The 16,157-nt window shown below is 45.4% G+C and carries 16 protein-coding genes, 1 pseudogene and 1 riboswitch; of the genes and pseudogenes, 7 read left to right on the top strand and 10 right to left on the bottom strand.

Features of this window, described 5'->3' with window-relative positions:
- Nucleotides 1–3: 3 nt before the first annotated feature.
- The gene (locus tag HU147_RS07880) at nucleotides 4–942 is read right to left on the bottom strand and encodes a DHH family phosphoesterase (RefSeq protein ID WP_224075736.1); all 939 of its coding nucleotides are present in this window, start codon (nucleotides 940–942) and stop codon (nucleotides 4–6) included.
- Between the two features lie 94 nt (nucleotides 943–1,036).
- Here HU147_RS07880 and HU147_RS07875 point away from each other — a divergent pair, with 94 nt between their 5' ends.
- Nucleotides 1,037–1,336: a YtpI family protein gene (locus HU147_RS07875; protein WP_224075735.1), complete on the top strand. Its 300-nt coding sequence runs from the start codon at nucleotides 1,037–1,039 to the stop codon at nucleotides 1,334–1,336.
- Between the two features lie 39 nt (nucleotides 1,337–1,375).
- Here HU147_RS07875 and HU147_RS07870 read toward each other — a convergent pair whose 3' ends face one another.
- Both HU147_RS07870 and HU147_RS07865 read right to left on the bottom strand, forming a co-directional pair.
- Entirely contained in the window at nucleotides 1,376–2,683 is a 1,308-nt protein-coding gene (locus HU147_RS07870) for a DRTGG domain-containing protein (protein ID WP_224075734.1), read from the bottom strand.
- Nucleotides 2,684–2,831: 148 nt separating this feature from the next.
- Nucleotides 2,832–3,512, bottom strand: a complete 681-nt coding sequence (locus HU147_RS07865; RefSeq protein ID WP_224075733.1) for a metal-dependent hydrolase — start codon at nucleotides 3,510–3,512, stop codon at nucleotides 2,832–2,834.
- A gap of 89 nt (nucleotides 3,513–3,601) precedes the next feature.
- On the opposite strand from HU147_RS07865, the gene HU147_RS07860 reads away from it, so the two are divergent.
- Nucleotides 3,602–4,699, top strand: a complete 1,098-nt coding sequence (locus tag HU147_RS07860) for a M24 family metallopeptidase (RefSeq protein ID WP_224075732.1) — start codon at nucleotides 3,602–3,604, stop codon at nucleotides 4,697–4,699.
- 73 nt (nucleotides 4,700–4,772) lie between these two features.
- On the opposite strand, the gene ald is transcribed toward HU147_RS07860, so the two are convergent.
- Nucleotides 4,773–5,888 carry an alanine dehydrogenase gene (ald, locus tag HU147_RS07855; RefSeq protein ID WP_224075731.1) on the bottom strand — a complete coding sequence of 372 codons (1,116 nt, stop codon included), beginning with the start codon at nucleotides 5,886–5,888 and terminating at the stop codon, nucleotides 4,773–4,775.
- A gap of 308 nt (nucleotides 5,889–6,196) precedes the next feature.
- Here ald and HU147_RS07850 point away from each other — a divergent pair.
- Nucleotides 6,197–6,643, top strand: a pseudogene (locus tag HU147_RS07850) (universal stress protein); the annotation flags it as partial.
- 191 nt (nucleotides 6,644–6,834) lie between these two features.
- Here HU147_RS07850 and HU147_RS07845 read toward each other — a convergent pair.
- From HU147_RS07845 to HU147_RS07835, 3 genes are all read right to left on the bottom strand, one after another.
- Nucleotides 6,835–7,185: a hypothetical protein gene (locus HU147_RS07845; protein WP_224075730.1), complete on the bottom strand. Its 351-nt coding sequence runs from the start codon at nucleotides 7,183–7,185 to the stop codon at nucleotides 6,835–6,837.
- Nucleotides 7,186–7,334: 149 nt separating this feature from the next.
- Nucleotides 7,335–8,918, bottom strand: a complete 1,584-nt coding sequence (locus HU147_RS07840; protein ID WP_224075729.1) for a collagenase — start codon at nucleotides 8,916–8,918, stop codon at nucleotides 7,335–7,337.
- A 168-nt stretch (nucleotides 8,919–9,086) separates the two neighbouring features.
- Nucleotides 9,087–9,599 (bottom strand): GNAT family N-acetyltransferase, encoded by a 513-nt coding sequence (locus HU147_RS07835; RefSeq protein WP_224075728.1) that lies wholly within the window; start codon nucleotides 9,597–9,599, stop codon nucleotides 9,087–9,089.
- A gap of 237 nt (nucleotides 9,600–9,836) precedes the next feature.
- Between HU147_RS07835 and HU147_RS07830 the strand changes: the two genes are divergently transcribed.
- Entirely contained in the window at nucleotides 9,837–10,352 is a 516-nt protein-coding gene (locus tag HU147_RS07830) for a hypothetical protein (RefSeq protein WP_224075727.1), read from the top strand.
- 475 nt (nucleotides 10,353–10,827) lie between these two features.
- Here HU147_RS07830 and HU147_RS07825 read toward each other — a convergent pair whose 3' ends face one another.
- Entirely contained in the window at nucleotides 10,828–12,222 is a 1,395-nt protein-coding gene (locus HU147_RS07825; protein WP_224075726.1) for a M1 family metallopeptidase, read from the bottom strand.
- Nucleotides 12,219–12,806 carry a hypothetical protein gene (locus tag HU147_RS07820; RefSeq protein ID WP_224075969.1) on the bottom strand — a complete coding sequence of 196 codons (588 nt, stop codon included), beginning with the start codon at nucleotides 12,804–12,806 and terminating at the stop codon, nucleotides 12,219–12,221. The genes HU147_RS07825 and HU147_RS07820 overlap by 4 nt, the downstream gene beginning before the upstream one ends.
- A 180-nt stretch (nucleotides 12,807–12,986) precedes the next feature.
- Nucleotides 12,987–13,030, top strand: a riboswitch (PreQ1 riboswitch).
- A gap of 7 nt (nucleotides 13,031–13,037) precedes the next feature.
- Between HU147_RS07820 and queC the strand changes: the two genes are divergently transcribed.
- Genes queC through queE form a run of 3 tightly spaced genes read left to right on the top strand, consistent with a single transcriptional unit; the run spans nucleotide 13,038 to nucleotide 14,829 of the window.
- Entirely contained in the window at nucleotides 13,038–13,703 is a 666-nt protein-coding gene (gene queC, locus HU147_RS07815) for a 7-cyano-7-deazaguanine synthase QueC (RefSeq protein ID WP_224075725.1), read from the top strand.
- Entirely contained in the window at nucleotides 13,700–14,125 is a 426-nt protein-coding gene (gene queD, locus HU147_RS07810) for a 6-carboxytetrahydropterin synthase QueD (protein ID WP_224075724.1), read from the top strand. Before queC ends, queD begins: the two co-directional genes overlap by 4 nt.
- Nucleotides 14,122–14,829: a 7-carboxy-7-deazaguanine synthase QueE gene (gene queE / locus HU147_RS07805; RefSeq protein ID WP_224075723.1), complete on the top strand. Its 708-nt coding sequence runs from the start codon at nucleotides 14,122–14,124 to the stop codon at nucleotides 14,827–14,829. Before queD ends, queE begins: the two co-directional genes overlap by 4 nt.
- Before the next feature lie 372 nt (nucleotides 14,830–15,201).
- On the opposite strand, the gene HU147_RS07800 is transcribed toward queE, so the two are convergent.
- On the bottom strand, nucleotides 15,202–16,035 hold the full coding sequence (locus HU147_RS07800) for an STAS domain-containing protein (protein ID WP_224075722.1): 834 nt from the start codon (nucleotides 16,033–16,035) through the stop codon (nucleotides 15,202–15,204).
- Nucleotides 16,036–16,157 lie beyond the last annotated feature (122 nt).

The raw sequence follows: 16,157 nt of genomic DNA, 5'->3' as shown, positions 1-16,157 counted from the left end.
TTTTTAAGATGCGCAAATTTCAATCAGCCGCTCAATTACGCGGTCCGCTTCTTCCCAGGAATACGCTGTAGCGCCAGAAGCCATCGGATGGCCACCGCCTCCAAATTCTTTTGCCAATCCATTGATGACGGGGCCTTTGGAGCGAAGCCGTACGCGGATCTCAGTTTCTTCTTCTATAAAGATGACCCATGCTTTTAAGCCTTTCACATTGCCGAGTGAACCAACAAGCAACGAAGTCTCGCTCGCTGTCACTTCGAATTCCTTCAAGACATCCAATGTGATTTTCACATAAGCGGCGCCGCTGTCATCCATCACAAAGTTCTGATAAATATAGCCTTGCAGATGAAGCAGATTGCGGTCCATCTCATACATACCGTTGTGAAGCTCGTTTCGGTCAAAATTGGATTTGATCAACTCTCCTGCCACTGCAAATGTCTTTTGGGTCGTGCTCGGAAACAGGAATCGGCCGGTGTCTCCGATAATTCCCGCATACAGGAGCCGTGCAGCCGAATCGGGCATTGTCCAATTCTCCTGTTCCTGTCCGTATGTAAACAATTCGTAGATCAATTCCGAAGCAGAACTGGCATTGGTATCCACCCATAAAATATCCCCGTATGCATCGTCGTTCGGGTGATGATCGATTTTAATGATTTTAGCTCCGTTGGCGTAGCGCTGATCGTCTACCCGTTCCGTGTTGGCGGTGTCTGTGACGATGACAAGAGCGCCTTCAAAATCAGCGTCCTGGACAACATCCGGAAAATCCATAAAATCAAGCGTGGTGTCATGTTCTCCAGCTGCCAGGATCCGCTTTTTTGGATAATTGTGCTGCAGCAAGTATTTCAGGCCAAGCTGGGAGCCGTATGCATCGGGGTCCGGACGCACGTGGCGATGGATCACAATGGTTTCATACTGTTTAATTGTGTCGATGATTTGACTGTTCATATCCAAGTTCCTCCGTTATCTAAGGAAATCCATTCGCATTTTCAGCCGATTCTCAGTACAATAGAGTTGAGTTCTGGAATACAGGAGGTCCCTAATGTTAGTATTTGTTGGTTTAATCATTGTATCATTTGTTTTTTATTTTTATTATAAAACAAAACAATTCCGTGCGGTTTTGCCGATTCGCAAAAAATGGTATGCCGCTGTCGCAGCATTCTCACTCGGAAGTTTCATCTTCTTTTTCGGCATCAATTTTCTTTTCATCTACCAGTCTTTGGTGACTTATATCGTTTCCGGCGTTTTCATTATCCTCGGCTTTATGATGATGTACTCTAATTACAAAGCCGCTAAGCACTACCACAAATTCGTGGCAGAAGAAGCCCGGTTGAACCAGTAAAATCTCTCCTTGCGGGGAGATTTTTTATTTGTCCATCATTTACCTGTCCAACAATTGGAACGTCAGCAAAGCTTTGCCCACAATCTTATGGTCGGCCAGCACTTCCACATCCACTTTGGCGGACTTGCGGCTGATGTGCAATATCAAAGGTTTGATATGGAGCGTGGAATCCAGCTGCACCGGGTTCAGGTAATAAATCGTCATATTTTCCAATGCACTTTCTCTCCGGTTTTTGGTTTTTAAGGCAGCTGTTGCCGCTTCCACTAAAATGGTGGTGTATGCCCCGTACGAAACCGATCCATAGGCATTGGTCATCTGCGGCGTAACCTTGAACTCCAAAGCGAGCTTGTCCGTTTGCGGCAAATGCAGCTGGCTCTTGATGATGTCATCAATGGTCTCCCCTTGCTGCGGCTGCCGCTGGGCCGTTTGAATGGCTTTCAGCACATCTTGCCGGCTGATGACGCCTTTCAGTTTTCCGTGGTCATCGGATACCGGCAGCAAATCAATACCTTCCCAAATCATCCGGTGGCCTGCTGCGGCTACACTGGTTTGAAGCGAAACGGTGATGGGATCTTTCGTCATCACTTTCTCAACCGTTTCTTCATCTGAATGGCCGATTACATCGCGGGATGTAATGATGCCGACCAGTTTGCCGCTGTCATCGATTACTGGAAACCCGCCATGCGTCGTTTCTTTGTTCAATTCACGGTACCGGCTGATGGGATCTTTTTCATATAGCAAATGCGTATTTTCGAATGGAATCAAGATATCTTCTATCAACAGGATTTCTTTTTTGATCAATTGGTCATAAATGGCCCGGTTGATCATCGTTGCTACAGTAAACGTATCGTAGCTTGTTGAAATGACCGGCAGCTCGTACTCATCCGCCAGCCGCTTAACATTGTCCGAGGCATCGAATCCACCTGTGACAAGCACAGCCGCTCCTGCCCGCAGCGCATATTCGTGCGCTTTAAAACGGTTTCCGACAATCAGCAGATTCCCGGCTTCGGTATAGCGCATCATGTCTTCAAGTTGCATGGCACCGATGACGAATTTGGTCAATGACTTATGCAGGCCTGCTCTTCCGCCCAGCACCTGTCCGTCGACAATGTTGACGATTTCTGCATACGTCAGCCGCTCGATATTTTCTTTCTTTTTACGCTCGATGCGGATGGTGCCGACCCGTTCAATTGTCGAAACGAGGCGCTGGGTTTCTGCCTCTTTGATCGCCCGGTAAGCCGTTCCTTCGCTGACCTGCAGATCTTTTGCAATCCGCCTCACCGAAATTTTCTCTCCGACCGGCAGCGTCTCTATATACTCTAAAATCTGTTCGTGTTTCGTTGCCATAAACTCACCTTTTCTTTCTGCTTGCTCTTGCCCATAGTGTACCATATTTCCTATTGAAACAAAGGCACTGGTGCGGCTAAAGAGGCGGTTCGAACAAAATTTTTCAGCTCAAAAAAATCCAGAGAATAAGATTCTCCGGATTCTGGTTTTACAAGTCGATGGTTCCGCCGGCCTGCAAGATATTCACTTCTGCATTTTTCACCAATGCTTTGAATTTTTCAGGATCCTGTTTGATTGGCGGGAATGTGTTGTAATGGATCGGCACAACGGTTTTCGGCTTTAACAGTTCAACTGCATAGGCAGCGTCTTCCGGCCCCATGGTGAAAAAATCGCCGATCGGCACAAATGCCACATCAATTGCGTTGCGTTCTCCGATAATCGCCATATCACCAAAAACTTCGGTATCTCCGGCATGGTAAACCGTCTTGCCTTCCGCTTTAAACAGAAGCCCTGCCGGCATGCCGCCATAAATGACGTCTCCTTCTTCTGTCGTATAAGAGGAGCTGTGGAACGCTTTGGTGTATTTCACTGTTCCAAAATCAAACTCATAAGAGCCGCCGAGGTTCATACCGATTGTATTCAGCCCTTGGCTTCCCAAATAATTCGCCAGTTCCACCGGCGCCACAACTTGGGCATCATTGGTTTTCGCCAAGTCAATCGTATCGCCCACATGATCGTTGTGTGCATGCGTCAGTAAAATGACATCCGGCTTTTCTTCACTGGCCGTCAAGTCTGTTAAACTGTTGCCGCTGATGAATGGATCAATCAAAATCGTTTTGTTTCCTGTTTTGATTTTTACAACCGAATGGCCATGATAAGATACTTGCATGTAATCCCTCCCGAGTTTATTGGCAATCATTTCAAGCAGTATTATACCCTGAAATTTGATATGCTACACATATAGAAGGAGGAATACATATGAATAAAATACAGCAATTGAAAGCTTACTTAACCGAATCCGATATTGATGCAGCATTTATCACTAACCCTGACAACGTTTTTTACGCCAGCGGTTTTAAAAGCGATCCACACGAACGCCTTCTTGGTGTCATGGTCTTCAAAGATGCAGAACCGTTTCTGATTTGCCCGCAGATGGAAATTCCGGATGCGAAAAGCGCCGGCTGGAACGGCGACATTGTCGGCCATGTCGATACAGAAGACGCGATGCAGGTACTGCACCGTACAGCTGCGGAACGGAACGAAAATGTCCGCCGGATCGCCATCGAAAAATCCCATATGACGGTGGACCGCTTCGAAGCTTTGAACCGGCTGTTCGGCAATCCTGAATTTGTGGCGCTTGATGAAAAGATCAATGCCATGCGCGTCATTAAAGATGAAGCAGAACTTCAAATTTTGAGAGAAGCAGCCGAACTTGCGGATTACGCGATTGAGATTGGAGCCAAAACTTTGCGTGAAGGCATCACTGAAATTGAAGTGATGACCGAAATCGAATTGGCGCTGAAAAAACGCGGCGTTACGCATATGTCGTTTGATACAACCGTCCTCAGCGGACCAAAAGCGGCTTCTCCGCACGGCAAAACCGGCGACCGCAAAATCCAGAAAGGCGATTTGGTGCTGTTCGACCTTGGCGTTGTCCATAAAGGCTATTGCTCGGACATCACCCGTACACTGGCGTTCGGCGAACCGAATGACGAACAAAAAGCCGTGTATGACATTGTCCTTCGCGCTGAACTTGCTGCTGTAAATGTCGTGAAACCGGGCATAACTGCTGCAGAACTTGATCAGGCCTCGCGCCAAGTGATTGAAGATGCCGGCTACGGTGAATATTTCACGCATCGCCTGGGCCACGGGCTTGGCATTTCCGTGCACGAATTCCCTTCCCTTCATGGATCCAACGATATGGCGATGGAAGCTGGAATGGTCTTCACCATCGAACCCGGCGTTTATGTACCTGGAAAAGTCGGCGTCCGCATTGAAGATGATGTCGCCGTTACAGAAAATGGCGTTGAAGTATTGACGAAATTTCCAAAAGAACTTCAAATCATTTCAAATTAAATGCAAAAAGCAGTCACCGGAGAAAGTTCGGTGACTGCTTTTTTGATAATGCCCAATTGTTCAATAATCTTACTTACGCCAACAATTCGTCGACTGATTTGTACTCGATGCCCTGGTCGTCTGCAACGGCTTTATACGTTACATAGCCTTTAAGCGTGTTGACGCCTTTTTTCAGCGCTTCGTTTTCTAAAATAGCTTTTTCGTAGCCTTTGTTGGCGATTTGTACTGCGTAAGGAACGGTAACGTTCGTCAAACCGATTGTCGAAGTCCGTGGAACAGCTCCTGGCATATTTGCCACCGCATAGTGAACCACATCGTGCTTAACGTAAGTCGGGTTGTCGTGAGTTGTGATGCGGTCGCTCGTTTCGAAAATACCGCCTTGGTCGATCGCGATATCCACGACCACAGAACCTGGTTTCATGGATTTGATCATTTCTTCTGTTACCAGTTTCGGAGCTTTCGCGCCTGGGATCAATACAGCACCGACTACCAAATCCGCTTCTTTTACAGATTCTGCAATGTGGAATGGATTTGAGATCAATGTCTGCACATCACCGCCGAACAAGTCATCCAGCTGGCGCAGGCGATCCGGGTTCAAGTCAAGGATTGTTACGCTTGCGCCCATTCCGACTGCCACTTTCGCTGCGTTCGTACCAGCAACACCGCCGCCGACAATAGTTACTTTGCCGCGTGAAACGCCAGGAATGCCGCCAAGCAGAATGCCGCCGCCCCCGTGGATTTTCTCAAGGAATTGTGCACCGATCTGAGTGGACATTTTGCCCGCCACTTCGCTCATTGGTGTAAGCAATGGCAAAGTATTGTTCGGAAGCTGAACTGTTTCGTAAGCAATCCCGACCACTTTGGAATCAAGCATCGCTTTTGTCAATTCCGGTTCTGGAGCCAAGTGAAGATATGTAAAGAGAATCATGCCTTCACGGAAATAACCGTATTCCGAAGAAACCGGTTCTTTCACTTTCATGATCATTTCCTGTGCCCATGCTTCTTCAGCAGTGTTTACGATTTGCGCTCCAGCAGCTTTGTAATCTTCGTCTGTAAAACCAGAACCAAGACCAGCTTCTGTTTCGATAAATACTTCGTGTCCATAAAGCGCCAAGTTTACTACGCCTGCCGGTGTCATTGCTACACGGTTTTCATTGTTCTTAACTTCTCTAGGTACCCCAATACGCATTACAAAACCCTCCATTTGTGTGCTATAGAATAGTAATTTATAAAACATCTAAATGTTCAAAGCAAGTCTATTCTATCAGATAATTCCTGTTTCTGCTCTTCTTTTTTATGTTTTTCGAATTTTCTCCTTAAAAAGCCCGTTCCGACAATTTAATTATTATGATAAAACAAAAACTACCTCCTTTTAGTTCTCCAAAAAGCGTAAATCCGTTCATATAACCGCCAAATACCCGGTAAATTTTTGTGCGAAAAGAAGGAACTCGCCTTTATTTATCGAAAGATATAACTATAGACAAGGAGGAATGCACAATGACATTGAAGTATTCACAAATCCTAGTGGCAGTTGACGGTTCGAAAGAGGCAGAATGGGCTTTTAAGAAATCGGTGGGAATTGCCAAACGAAATAATGCGACATTGAATTTGGTAAATATCATCGATACACGTTCGTTTGCGGCTATTGAAGCGTATGACCGTTCGATTGCAGACCGTGCTCAGAAGTTCGCTGAAGATTTGCTTGGAGGCTATAGAAAAGAAGCCGAAGCAGCCGGTGTCAGAAGCGTTAATATTCTCGTGGATTACGGTTCTCCAAAATCAATGATTTCACGTGAACTCGCTAAAAAGGTAAATGCTGATTTAATCATTTGTGGTGCAACTGGTTTAAACACAGTTGAACGTTTCCTCATCGGCAGTGTGTCTGAACATATTGTGCGTTCGGCAAAATGCGACGTTCTAGTGGTGCGTACAGAAGACGCAGATGACGACGACATCAGCGCAAGCACATACAGAGCAAGCGATGAGATCGATTCAGACACAAATTCTGAACAAATTGTCGGCGACAAAACTCCGCTTCATCAAGGTTCAGAAGTAGGCAAAGACATCGGCAGACGATAACTGGTTAAAAAATCCCCTGATTGCAAAAACTGCAGTCAGGGGATTTTCTTTTGCATTCAATCGGAAGGGCTTTTCTTTTTCATGAGGATCAGCCGATTTGTCGAAGAAATTACGTCCACTTGCTCTTCGCCTTTGTGGTACATCACCGAGGCCCCTTCTCTAGTCCCCTTTTTCCAGCCGCTTGCCCGGATGACAACTTCATAGCCAAAGGGAATCCCATTTTCTTCTGATGCACCGTTCCAATAGTACAATTTTGCAGTTTCTTTATCTTCTGTAATTTCCGCGAAAACCGGCTCCGGGAAACCTGAAAGTGTTTCAGCCGGTTCGTATGCATAAAACGTAGCCACATATAAAAATCCGGCAAGCAAAATTAAAAAAGCACCTGGCCATGCCAGCTTTTTCTTCATTTGTCCTCCTCCTAGTTTTACCGAAGCATCTTAACTATATGTACGCTTTTCATTTAAAAAAGTTACGCAGAATAGAGTGAATTTACAAATTTCTTTTCGAAATAAAAAAACAAGCGGTAGATTGCATCCGCTTGTTTTTGGGTCACCGTTTAAAACTTCCCCGGGTATTCCTTTGCCAGTTTTTCATTTAGATCTTCCATCACATAAGGGTTCCAGACCAGCTCCTGTTCAACAATCATTTTGTAGCCGCTTAGAGGGCTGGGCGAATTTATTTTTTGGTAAGCTTGTTCGAGCAGCTCAAGCTCCATCGGATCGTAATAGTCGCCGCTTTCCTCGTTTAACGCTTTGGCCTGTTTCAACTGTTCTAATGATTTTGCCGGATCCATGATTAACTGCACTTCGGCAAGCAAAAGCAAATCATCTATTTGAAACTCCTCTTCCCCTTTGCTGATTTTCTCCTCCAGGGAAGCAATCGCTTTGGCGTACAATCCTTGCTCCAAATAGATATCCGTCAACATCCAATACGCCTCATCTACCTCAAACTTATTGCCGCTCTTTTGAAGGTCTTTTAAGATTTGTTCCGCTTTGTCAAATTGCTTGGCGTCGATGGCATTATACGCCTGATCCAATTTTGCATTGCGCATTTTCTGTTCTTCCAGCATATCTTGCAAAAACGTTTTCTGGAATTCCGCAAGTTCCATCCCGGTTAATGCCTCCAGTTTGCGGTAAAATTCCGAAGTATTTCTAGAAGCTAATAAATCAGGAATAAAATCCGTTCCGTGGTCCATCACCAACGATTGTACAGCCAGAAAACTTTGGGCATACGGGTCGTAGCTTTCGGTAGATGCCTCTTCAAATTCGGTGTAGATATCCAGACTGCGGAAATCAATCAGCTCGACCGATTGCAGGTCATACCAGTAGCTATTATCTTCCGCCAGAAAATCAGCGAGCCCTTCTTCAAACCAGGACGGAATCCGTTGAATACCCAAATTGTTTTCTTCGGCATATAGATGGCTCTGGTAATGGGTATATTCATGAAGCAGGATCAGCTCCCAAATTTCATCCTCGGGCATCAGATGAATCGTCCGGTTGCCGGAATTGTAATAACCTGCAATCCCTTCCATTCCCGAACTCGACTCAAGCGATTCATAGCTGCTGTGGAATTCAATCGACAACCCACTGTCATCTTCAATGCCAAAAAATGAATGGAATCCCTGCTTTTCTTCTTGAAGCAGCCGGTCGATTTTTTCAATTTGCTGTTTCTGGTCTTCAGAATAAAAATAGGTCACCCCATTTTTTTCAGTCTTTTTCAACTCTTTCTGGGAAGGCACCTGAAAAATGCTGCTTGCAAAAAGACGGGATTTTTCTGTATAGGCTAAGTTATTGTCTCCGACTGTGTATTCCACAAAAGAGTTCGCGACTGCAACAGATCCTACTACGGTTGAAAGAACAATGGAGAATATCATTAAACCGATGTGCTCTGGGATAGTACGGAACCCTATAAATTCCAAGCGGTTCGTCACCACTCCGTAAACGCTCACAATAAAGAGAATCAGACAAACCAAAAGGAATAGTGAAGCGATTACCAGCCCTCCTACAAGCCCTTGGTCAAAAATTAATAAAAAACTCGCAACCGATGACGCAACGAGTACTAAAATTAAGGTAAAAAACTTCATTGTGCTATTCATGTCATCCTCCGTCTTTCTGTAATGGCCGTTTTGTCCGATTCTCATTGCTCTGTAAACGAATCCGTTTTCAATTTATACTTTCCTATATCATTCCCCCGGAGCCGATTACGTACGCAGAAATTCAGAAAAAAATCTTGAGTGGATTTTTCCTCGTTTATCCTTGCGGCATCTGGATTTTTCAGTGCTCCAACAGCCAGCGAAATGTCTGCCTATTCATAAGCAAATATCTTTTAAAGTTCTCCAGTAAAAAACCGTCTCTTTTAGCTTTTTGCCAGCGATTTCAATATCCAGTTGATCGATCGCTTTTCCGCCTAGGTTGCTATAAAAGCCGCATGCTGGATTGTCTTCCAAGGCGAGGATAATGAGTTCATCCATCTCTTGTTGCTGCAAATTATCGATAATCGGCTTTATCAATTGCTTTCCGAATCCGCGTCCCTGATATTCTTGCAAGAGATAAATGGCATACACTTCTCCGACAGTATCCCCGTAATTTCCAGTCCGTTCTTTGCCGCCGGTCGAAAAACCGGCCACTTGTTTGTCTTCCGTTTCCGCAATGAATACCTGGCTTACCGCAATATTGCTGCGCCATTGCTGTTCCCGGACTTCGTAATCCAAGCGGTCCAAATAATCCTGGGGGACAATGCCGCGGTAAGTGGTTTTCCAACTGTCTATATGAACTTGCGCAATCCCTTTCGCATTACCTATTCCAGCTTGTTTAATATGCATCAAACCACCTCAGTCTTTTCTATATTTTAACAGCTTCTCTTTTCAGAAAATAGTTTTATTTTCAATAAAAAAGCTCTTTCATTTTGTGAAAGAAATCCAGGTTGAGTTGAATGCTATACAGCAAGTCAACCCAAACAACCTTCTGGTTGGTCATGTTTTGATTGTTAAAGGAGTTTGAATATTTACCTAACGGGTATTTCTGGGTTAGTAGACTTTTCAAAACTAGGGGGCTTTAAAATGGAAAACAATGATCGAAATGATTCTGTCCGAAAAGATCGGCAAAATACTCAGCAATTCCAGGCATCTGATTCAGGTACGCCTAAGGATGTTGGAAAAGAAGCGCAACGGGACAGTGTTCTTCAGGAAAGAGGCACTTCAGACACACATAACAATAGTTCCAACGAGCCTTACCTTGCTGACGGGGACACCACCATCAGAAAAAAAGACCCGGATAATTCAGCGGACTGGCGGGAATCGGAAGAACCAAACCCGAGCAGAGAAACAAGCGGTTGGCAAAAAAGCAATGATTTTGACGACACCATCCGGGAACCAGAGGGAACTTTTACAACAGGGGAACGCGGAAACGTCATAAACAGCGCTACTTGGGATCCGGGGAGCCAGACAAGTGAAGAAGATGTGGCACACGTAGATGTGAACGATTACGATCAAACCAGTTCACCAGAAAACCAAAAGCGGGAACAGCAGATCAAATCTCGCGAAGAGCGTTTAGACGTGAACAAAGACCGTACTTAAAAAGAGAAGTAACTATAGAAAATTGCTTGGTGGAAGAAAACCATTCCATTGACATACCGATAAAGCGAGAAGAGCCGAAAGGATGAACCAGTCCTTCGGCTTTTTTTATGGACAAATTCCAAAAATAAAGAATTCTCCTTAATAGGAACGCCCACCGTACTTCGTTTTCAGCAGGTGTTTTCTTCCTTGATTTCCCTTGAGAAGATGCAGATTCAGTCTTTTGGGTTCAATTTTCGGTATTGTAATTCGCTCCCTTTTTAGCATGTCACTTAGACACTGAAATAGCCGGTTTATAATTCTATTTGCAGTCCTGATAATCAGTGTCCAAAAAAGACGCAAAAGTGCTTGAACCCTCTTGGCATCCATAAAAACAGACCGCTAATTAGGGGTCTAATTAGCGGTCTATTTGACGTTTTTAATGACGGTTTTGCGATTTCAAAACTGAACAGCTTATGTTCAGAAGCACGGTTTTCATTTATTGGAGCCAGCTATCCAAAAACTCCCGGTGTTCTTCTCCGTAATATGAAGTGAAAAAATCTTTAAAAGTCGGCGTGTTCACGTATTTGAATTGATATTCCTCGTAATAAGCCGCTAAAAACTCCAGCGCTTCGTCACTGCCGCCGCGTTCCTCGAAGAAATTCCGCAGCACAAGCGGCGCTTCCCCGTAAACGGTCGATACGTATTCACCTTCGTTGTATTCACTCAACGGCAGATTCGCATACTTCTCTTGGCGGTAAGCATCTGCTGCCATTTGTGCCGATCTGAATCCGTAGTCTTCATCCTGGTAGTAGTCCGACAGAAAAATGGAAGTGGCAAACTCGGTGATGCTTTCATCAAGCCAGGCATCTTCGTATGGATCATTTCCCACAATATAATAGAACCATTGATGCCCAATCTCATGGACCAGCACTTCATCGAGCGCATCCCATGTACTGGCTACTTCAATCACGTTCGGGTATTCCATGTAGCCGTCATTGGCAATGATATCGAGTTCCGGAAACGGGTTGTCCCCAATCCGTTCTTCAAAAAATGCGTACGCCGCTTTTGCCTTGACGATATTTTCATCCATAAATTCCTGGTCCCTTGGCATAAAGAGCCGCAGGACCGTCTCATTTACTTCTACCGACTCAGAGAGCCATTCTTCGGTGTTCAGAAAAGCCAAGTAAAAATCTTTGATCCGCTCCCCTTTCACTGTACCGGATGAAGACGGCTGGATGCTCCCTTCAGTGGCAGAACTGGCCACCAGGTACTCGTTCAGCAACGTATAGCTCACTTCAAAATCCCCAAATCCGCTATGGTAACTCTCCCCGTTCATATCAAAATCCTGAATGTCCCATCCTTTGTCATATTGGGCAAGCATCGGGTACCATTGCGCTAAAAAGTAATTGTCCCCGTCCTGTGACAATCGCATGCCGTTTTCCGGCAGCTTCAAGGTATAAGCAACTGATATTTCTTCCGTACTTTCCGGTTCCAATCCCGCTTCCAGTTCTACCAGCAATTTATTGTTCTCCAGGCTATAAGACAATTCTTCATCTCCGCGCTTTACTGATTCGACAGCGATTTCAGCGGATGCTTGCGCCAATTCCGCCATGTCGTCCGGGTTGATGGCATTTGGAATCAAATAAAATCCAAGATCTTCAAAGGCTTCGTTCGATTCATTCAACACGTTGATGTCCGCAGAAATCCGGAAGCGATTTTGATCATCCATTTGTACGTCCAATTTGTAATCAGCGCTTGCGCCCATTTCGGTTGAACCTTTTTCATTACTGGTTTCGCGCAGTGAAAAATAGATAATCGCTGCCGCAACCAGGATCGCAACTGCTGCAACCGCTACCCATATCATTTTTTTATTTGCCGACTTGTTCTTCATGTGGCATCTCCTATCTTGCTTGTGCTGCTGTCCAGCACCCAGTCCGCCTGCTCTGCTGGCCTGAGCATTTCTTCGTAATACGCTTCCGCTTTCCAATAGCGCCGCTTCAATAAGGCACTATTGCCCCGCATTGTCTCTGATTCCCGTAAAAACCGTTGGTCTGCCGGACATTCCAGGTATGCCACGCAATCGAAAAAATGGCGCCATTCTTTCCTTTGAAGAAACACCCCTTCAATCAGGATCACGCCTTCACCAGGCAGGGTAAACGTCTGCAAAGAGCGGCTATCCCGGTCCGCATCATATACCCAAAGGTTTAACTGTTCTGCCGTTTTCAACTTTCCAAAGAAGAACTCAGCGAGATGTTCCGCTTCCCATTGGAGAAAATAATACTCCTGCCACTCTTCAAGCCCGGTTCCATAGCGCCGCTTCTTTTCCACGATGAAATCATCGATATGAAAGACATAGACCGTTAAGCCCTGTTTCGTGAGATGGGCTTCGAGTTCTTTAGACAGTTTTGTTTTCCCGGTGCGGCTGAATCCATCAATACCAAGGATGGCCCTTCCGGAGAAATCCTGCCAATCCATTTGTGAAAACCATTCTTCTGGTTCTATTTTCAATTGTTCCTCAAACCTTTCCCTACTTCTTCTTTAAATCCTATTCGACGATTGGCGTTTTTTTCCTTCTTACACATTCATACGCTAACTGTTCTGTAAAAGTTTCAAAGTTTTCCCTGTTTTATTCTATGTTATTATTAACAGTGTTCGAAAAAAGAGGTTCGCAAACTCCCTCTCTAAAAAACTAAGGAGATGTTTCATTTGAAAAACGAAAAAGCGGTTGTCGTATTCAGCGGCGGCCAAGACAGCACCACTTGCCTGTTCTGGGCATTAAAGAATTTTAAGGAAGTAGCTACCGTGACATTCGATTATGGACAACGCCATTCGGCAGAAATCGAATGCGCTCTTAAAATTGCAGAGGAGCTCGGCGTCTCGTTCAAAGTGCTTGATATGACCTTGATCAACCAACTGTCAGCCAATGCGCTGACGCGCGACGACATCGAAGTAACAGCAACCGAAGGCGAATTGCCCTCTACATTTGTGCCGGGCAGAAATCATTTGTTTTTGTCTTTTGCAGCGGTTTACGCCGATGCCATCGGAGCGCGGCATTTGATTACAGGCGTCAGCGAGACCGATTTCAGCGGTTATCCCGATTGCCGGGATACGTTCATCAAATCGCTGAACGTGACGTTGAACCTGGCCATGGACAAGCAATTCGTCATCCATACTCCGCTCATGTGGCTCGACAAATCCGAAGTATGGGAGCTGTCGGACCAATTGGATGCGCTCGACTTTGTCCAGGAGAAAACACTGACCTGCTACAACGGCATTCCGAGTTCCGGCTGCGGTGAATGTCCGTCCTGCATCCTGCGGAATGAAGGGCTCAGGGCCTATAAAGTGAAAAAAGCTGCAGGTGCTCATTTATGATGCAGCAATTCTATCCGTCTGTGCCGCATGCGTTCCGATTCGAATTGAATAAAGACATGCATTTTTCAGCAGCCCATTTCATCCCGAGCGAAGACGCAGGCAAATGCCAGGAAATGCATGGCCATACGTATTTCATCAATCTCACTATCTGTGGAAACGAACTCGACGCCACTGGTTTTCTAATCGACTTTAAACTGCTGAAAAATTTAATCCATAAAAAATACGATCATTCGGTATTGAACCACCACCCTGAATTTGAAGCCAAATTCCCAACGACCGAACTGTTGGCCCAACAAATCTGGCAAATGGTTGAAAACCTTCTTCAATCCACCGCCAACCAGCCGCATTGCCTGCAGGTAATCGTCCGGGAAACGCCGACGAGCTATGTCGTATACCGTCCCGCCAAGGAGGACTTCGAATGAGAATACCGGTTATGGAAGTATTCGGTCCGACTATCCAAGGCGAAGGCATGGTCATGGGCCAAAAAACGATGTTTGTCCGGACCGCCGGCTGTGATTACTCTTGTTCGTGGTGCGATTCCAAATTCACATGGGATGGCACCGGCAAAAGCGTCTCTAAACAACCAGCTGACATCATCGAAGAACTAAAAACGATCGGCGGCCAAGCTTTTTCTCATGTGACCATATCCGGAGGCAATCCGACGTTGCATAAAGGCATTGCCGAACTTGTGGCTCTATGCCATGAAAACGGCTGGAAAGTCGGTGTGGAAACGCAAGGGTCGATTTGGCAGGACTGGATGCCGGCAATTGATGACATCACCATTTCACCGAAACCCCCAAGTTCCGGCATGAAGACGGATTTCAGCAAACTGGACTTCTTCATGGATAAGCTGGCATCTGCCAATGCCAGCTTAAAAGTGGTCATTTTTGATGAAGATGATTTCAAGTATGCCGAAGACCTTCATCTGCGCTACCCAGCTGTCCCGTTCTTTTTGCAGACAGGCAACAGCGATACCGCAACAACGGACGACGCCGGGCTGACAGCCTCTCTTTTAGAGCGCTATGAATGGCTCATTGACCTGGCCGTCCAGTCATCGGTGATGAACAATACCAAAGTCCTGCCCCAGCTCCATACCTTGGTGTGGGGAAATAAACGCGGCGTGTAAATAAAAAAGCGTGAAATCGAATGATTTCACGCTTTTTTGGCTGTCGAGAAACATTCCATTCTATAAGCCATTTCGCTCCAAGTGGACGCTTTCCGCTTCATTCGGCTCACTCTTTTAATAAAGAGTTGTTTTCATTAAAAAGAGTGGATGAGTATACATGCTATTTATTCACAGTTCACTGTCGATATGGAGCAAACCAGCGGAGACGCCTGCGGGAAAGCGAGACAGCCGAGACCCTGCAGGAGCGAAGCGACGAAGCGGCTTGGCGCTCGCCCGCGGCAAGCGCAGCTGGTTTGCGGAATATCGGAGATATTCTAAAAGATTTTTTCTATACCTTTCTCAAAAAGCTAAAAAGCGTGAAATCGAATGATTTCACGCTTTTTCCTGTTCAGTTAATACTTTCAAAGCCTGTTTGACCGTTGCATAAGACTCGGTCATCGACATGTCCATTCCTGTGTTGACAATTGTCTGGGCAAGATCCGGACGCAAGCCGGCAACCACGATATGAATCCCCATCAAACGCAGTGTGCCGCCGATCTGGTAGATGGCTTCTGCTACTTGGGCATTGATCATCACTAAACCTGAAAAATCCGAGATGACGTGCCGGACATTCATCTCAGCCAACTGAGGAATCACATTATCAATGATGTGGCGGACTCGTACTTCATCGATAAAACCGATCAGCGGCAGAACCACTATATCGTCCTTGATTGGAACAATCGGAGCTGATAATTTGGTCAGCTCTTTTCGCGTTTCTTCCTGGTACTGATCCGACAGCCGTTCAAATGCAAAAAACGTTTCGTTTAAACTGACATCCAAAATTTGGCTGATGCGTTTCAAGATAAAACCTGCTTCTCTGACAGTCAACTCAAGGTCTACGCTAAGATCGGTAAATATTTCATTGACAATCTCCCGCGTCGGGCCATAGCGCACCACGATCTCAGAAATTTTGCCGCCACCCGCAACTTGCATCGCCGCATTGTTTTTGCTCCATTTGATCAGTTCTTCCGGAACCACTTCTTCGTCTTTATAAATCAATACATCGCCGAAAAAGCCAAGAAGTTGATTGTACATGGCAAGGGCCTGTTCTTTTTCAGCATCGGAAATGACTAATCCCATTCTGCCAATGACACTTTCAACAATTTGATTGGAGATTGAATCTACATTGCTGTTTATATAAGTAGAAAACTTCGAAATTCCGTTCATGGCTCTTCCCCTTTTTAGATACTCACTTTTCATTATATATGAAAAAAGCAACTATACTCTAAAAATATTGACAATAAACGGAATTTCTACCTAGTTTCTTATACATTCTCTCAAAAACATGT

Origin of the sequence: Planococcus chinensis (assembly GCF_020071995.1) — a bacterium.
In the GTDB taxonomy this organism is placed as follows: domain Bacteria; phylum Bacillota; class Bacilli; order Bacillales_A; family Planococcaceae; genus Planococcus; species Planococcus chinensis_A.
Note: the sequence above shows the minus strand (reverse complement) of the source record. Positions and strands in the feature narration are given on the sequence as shown.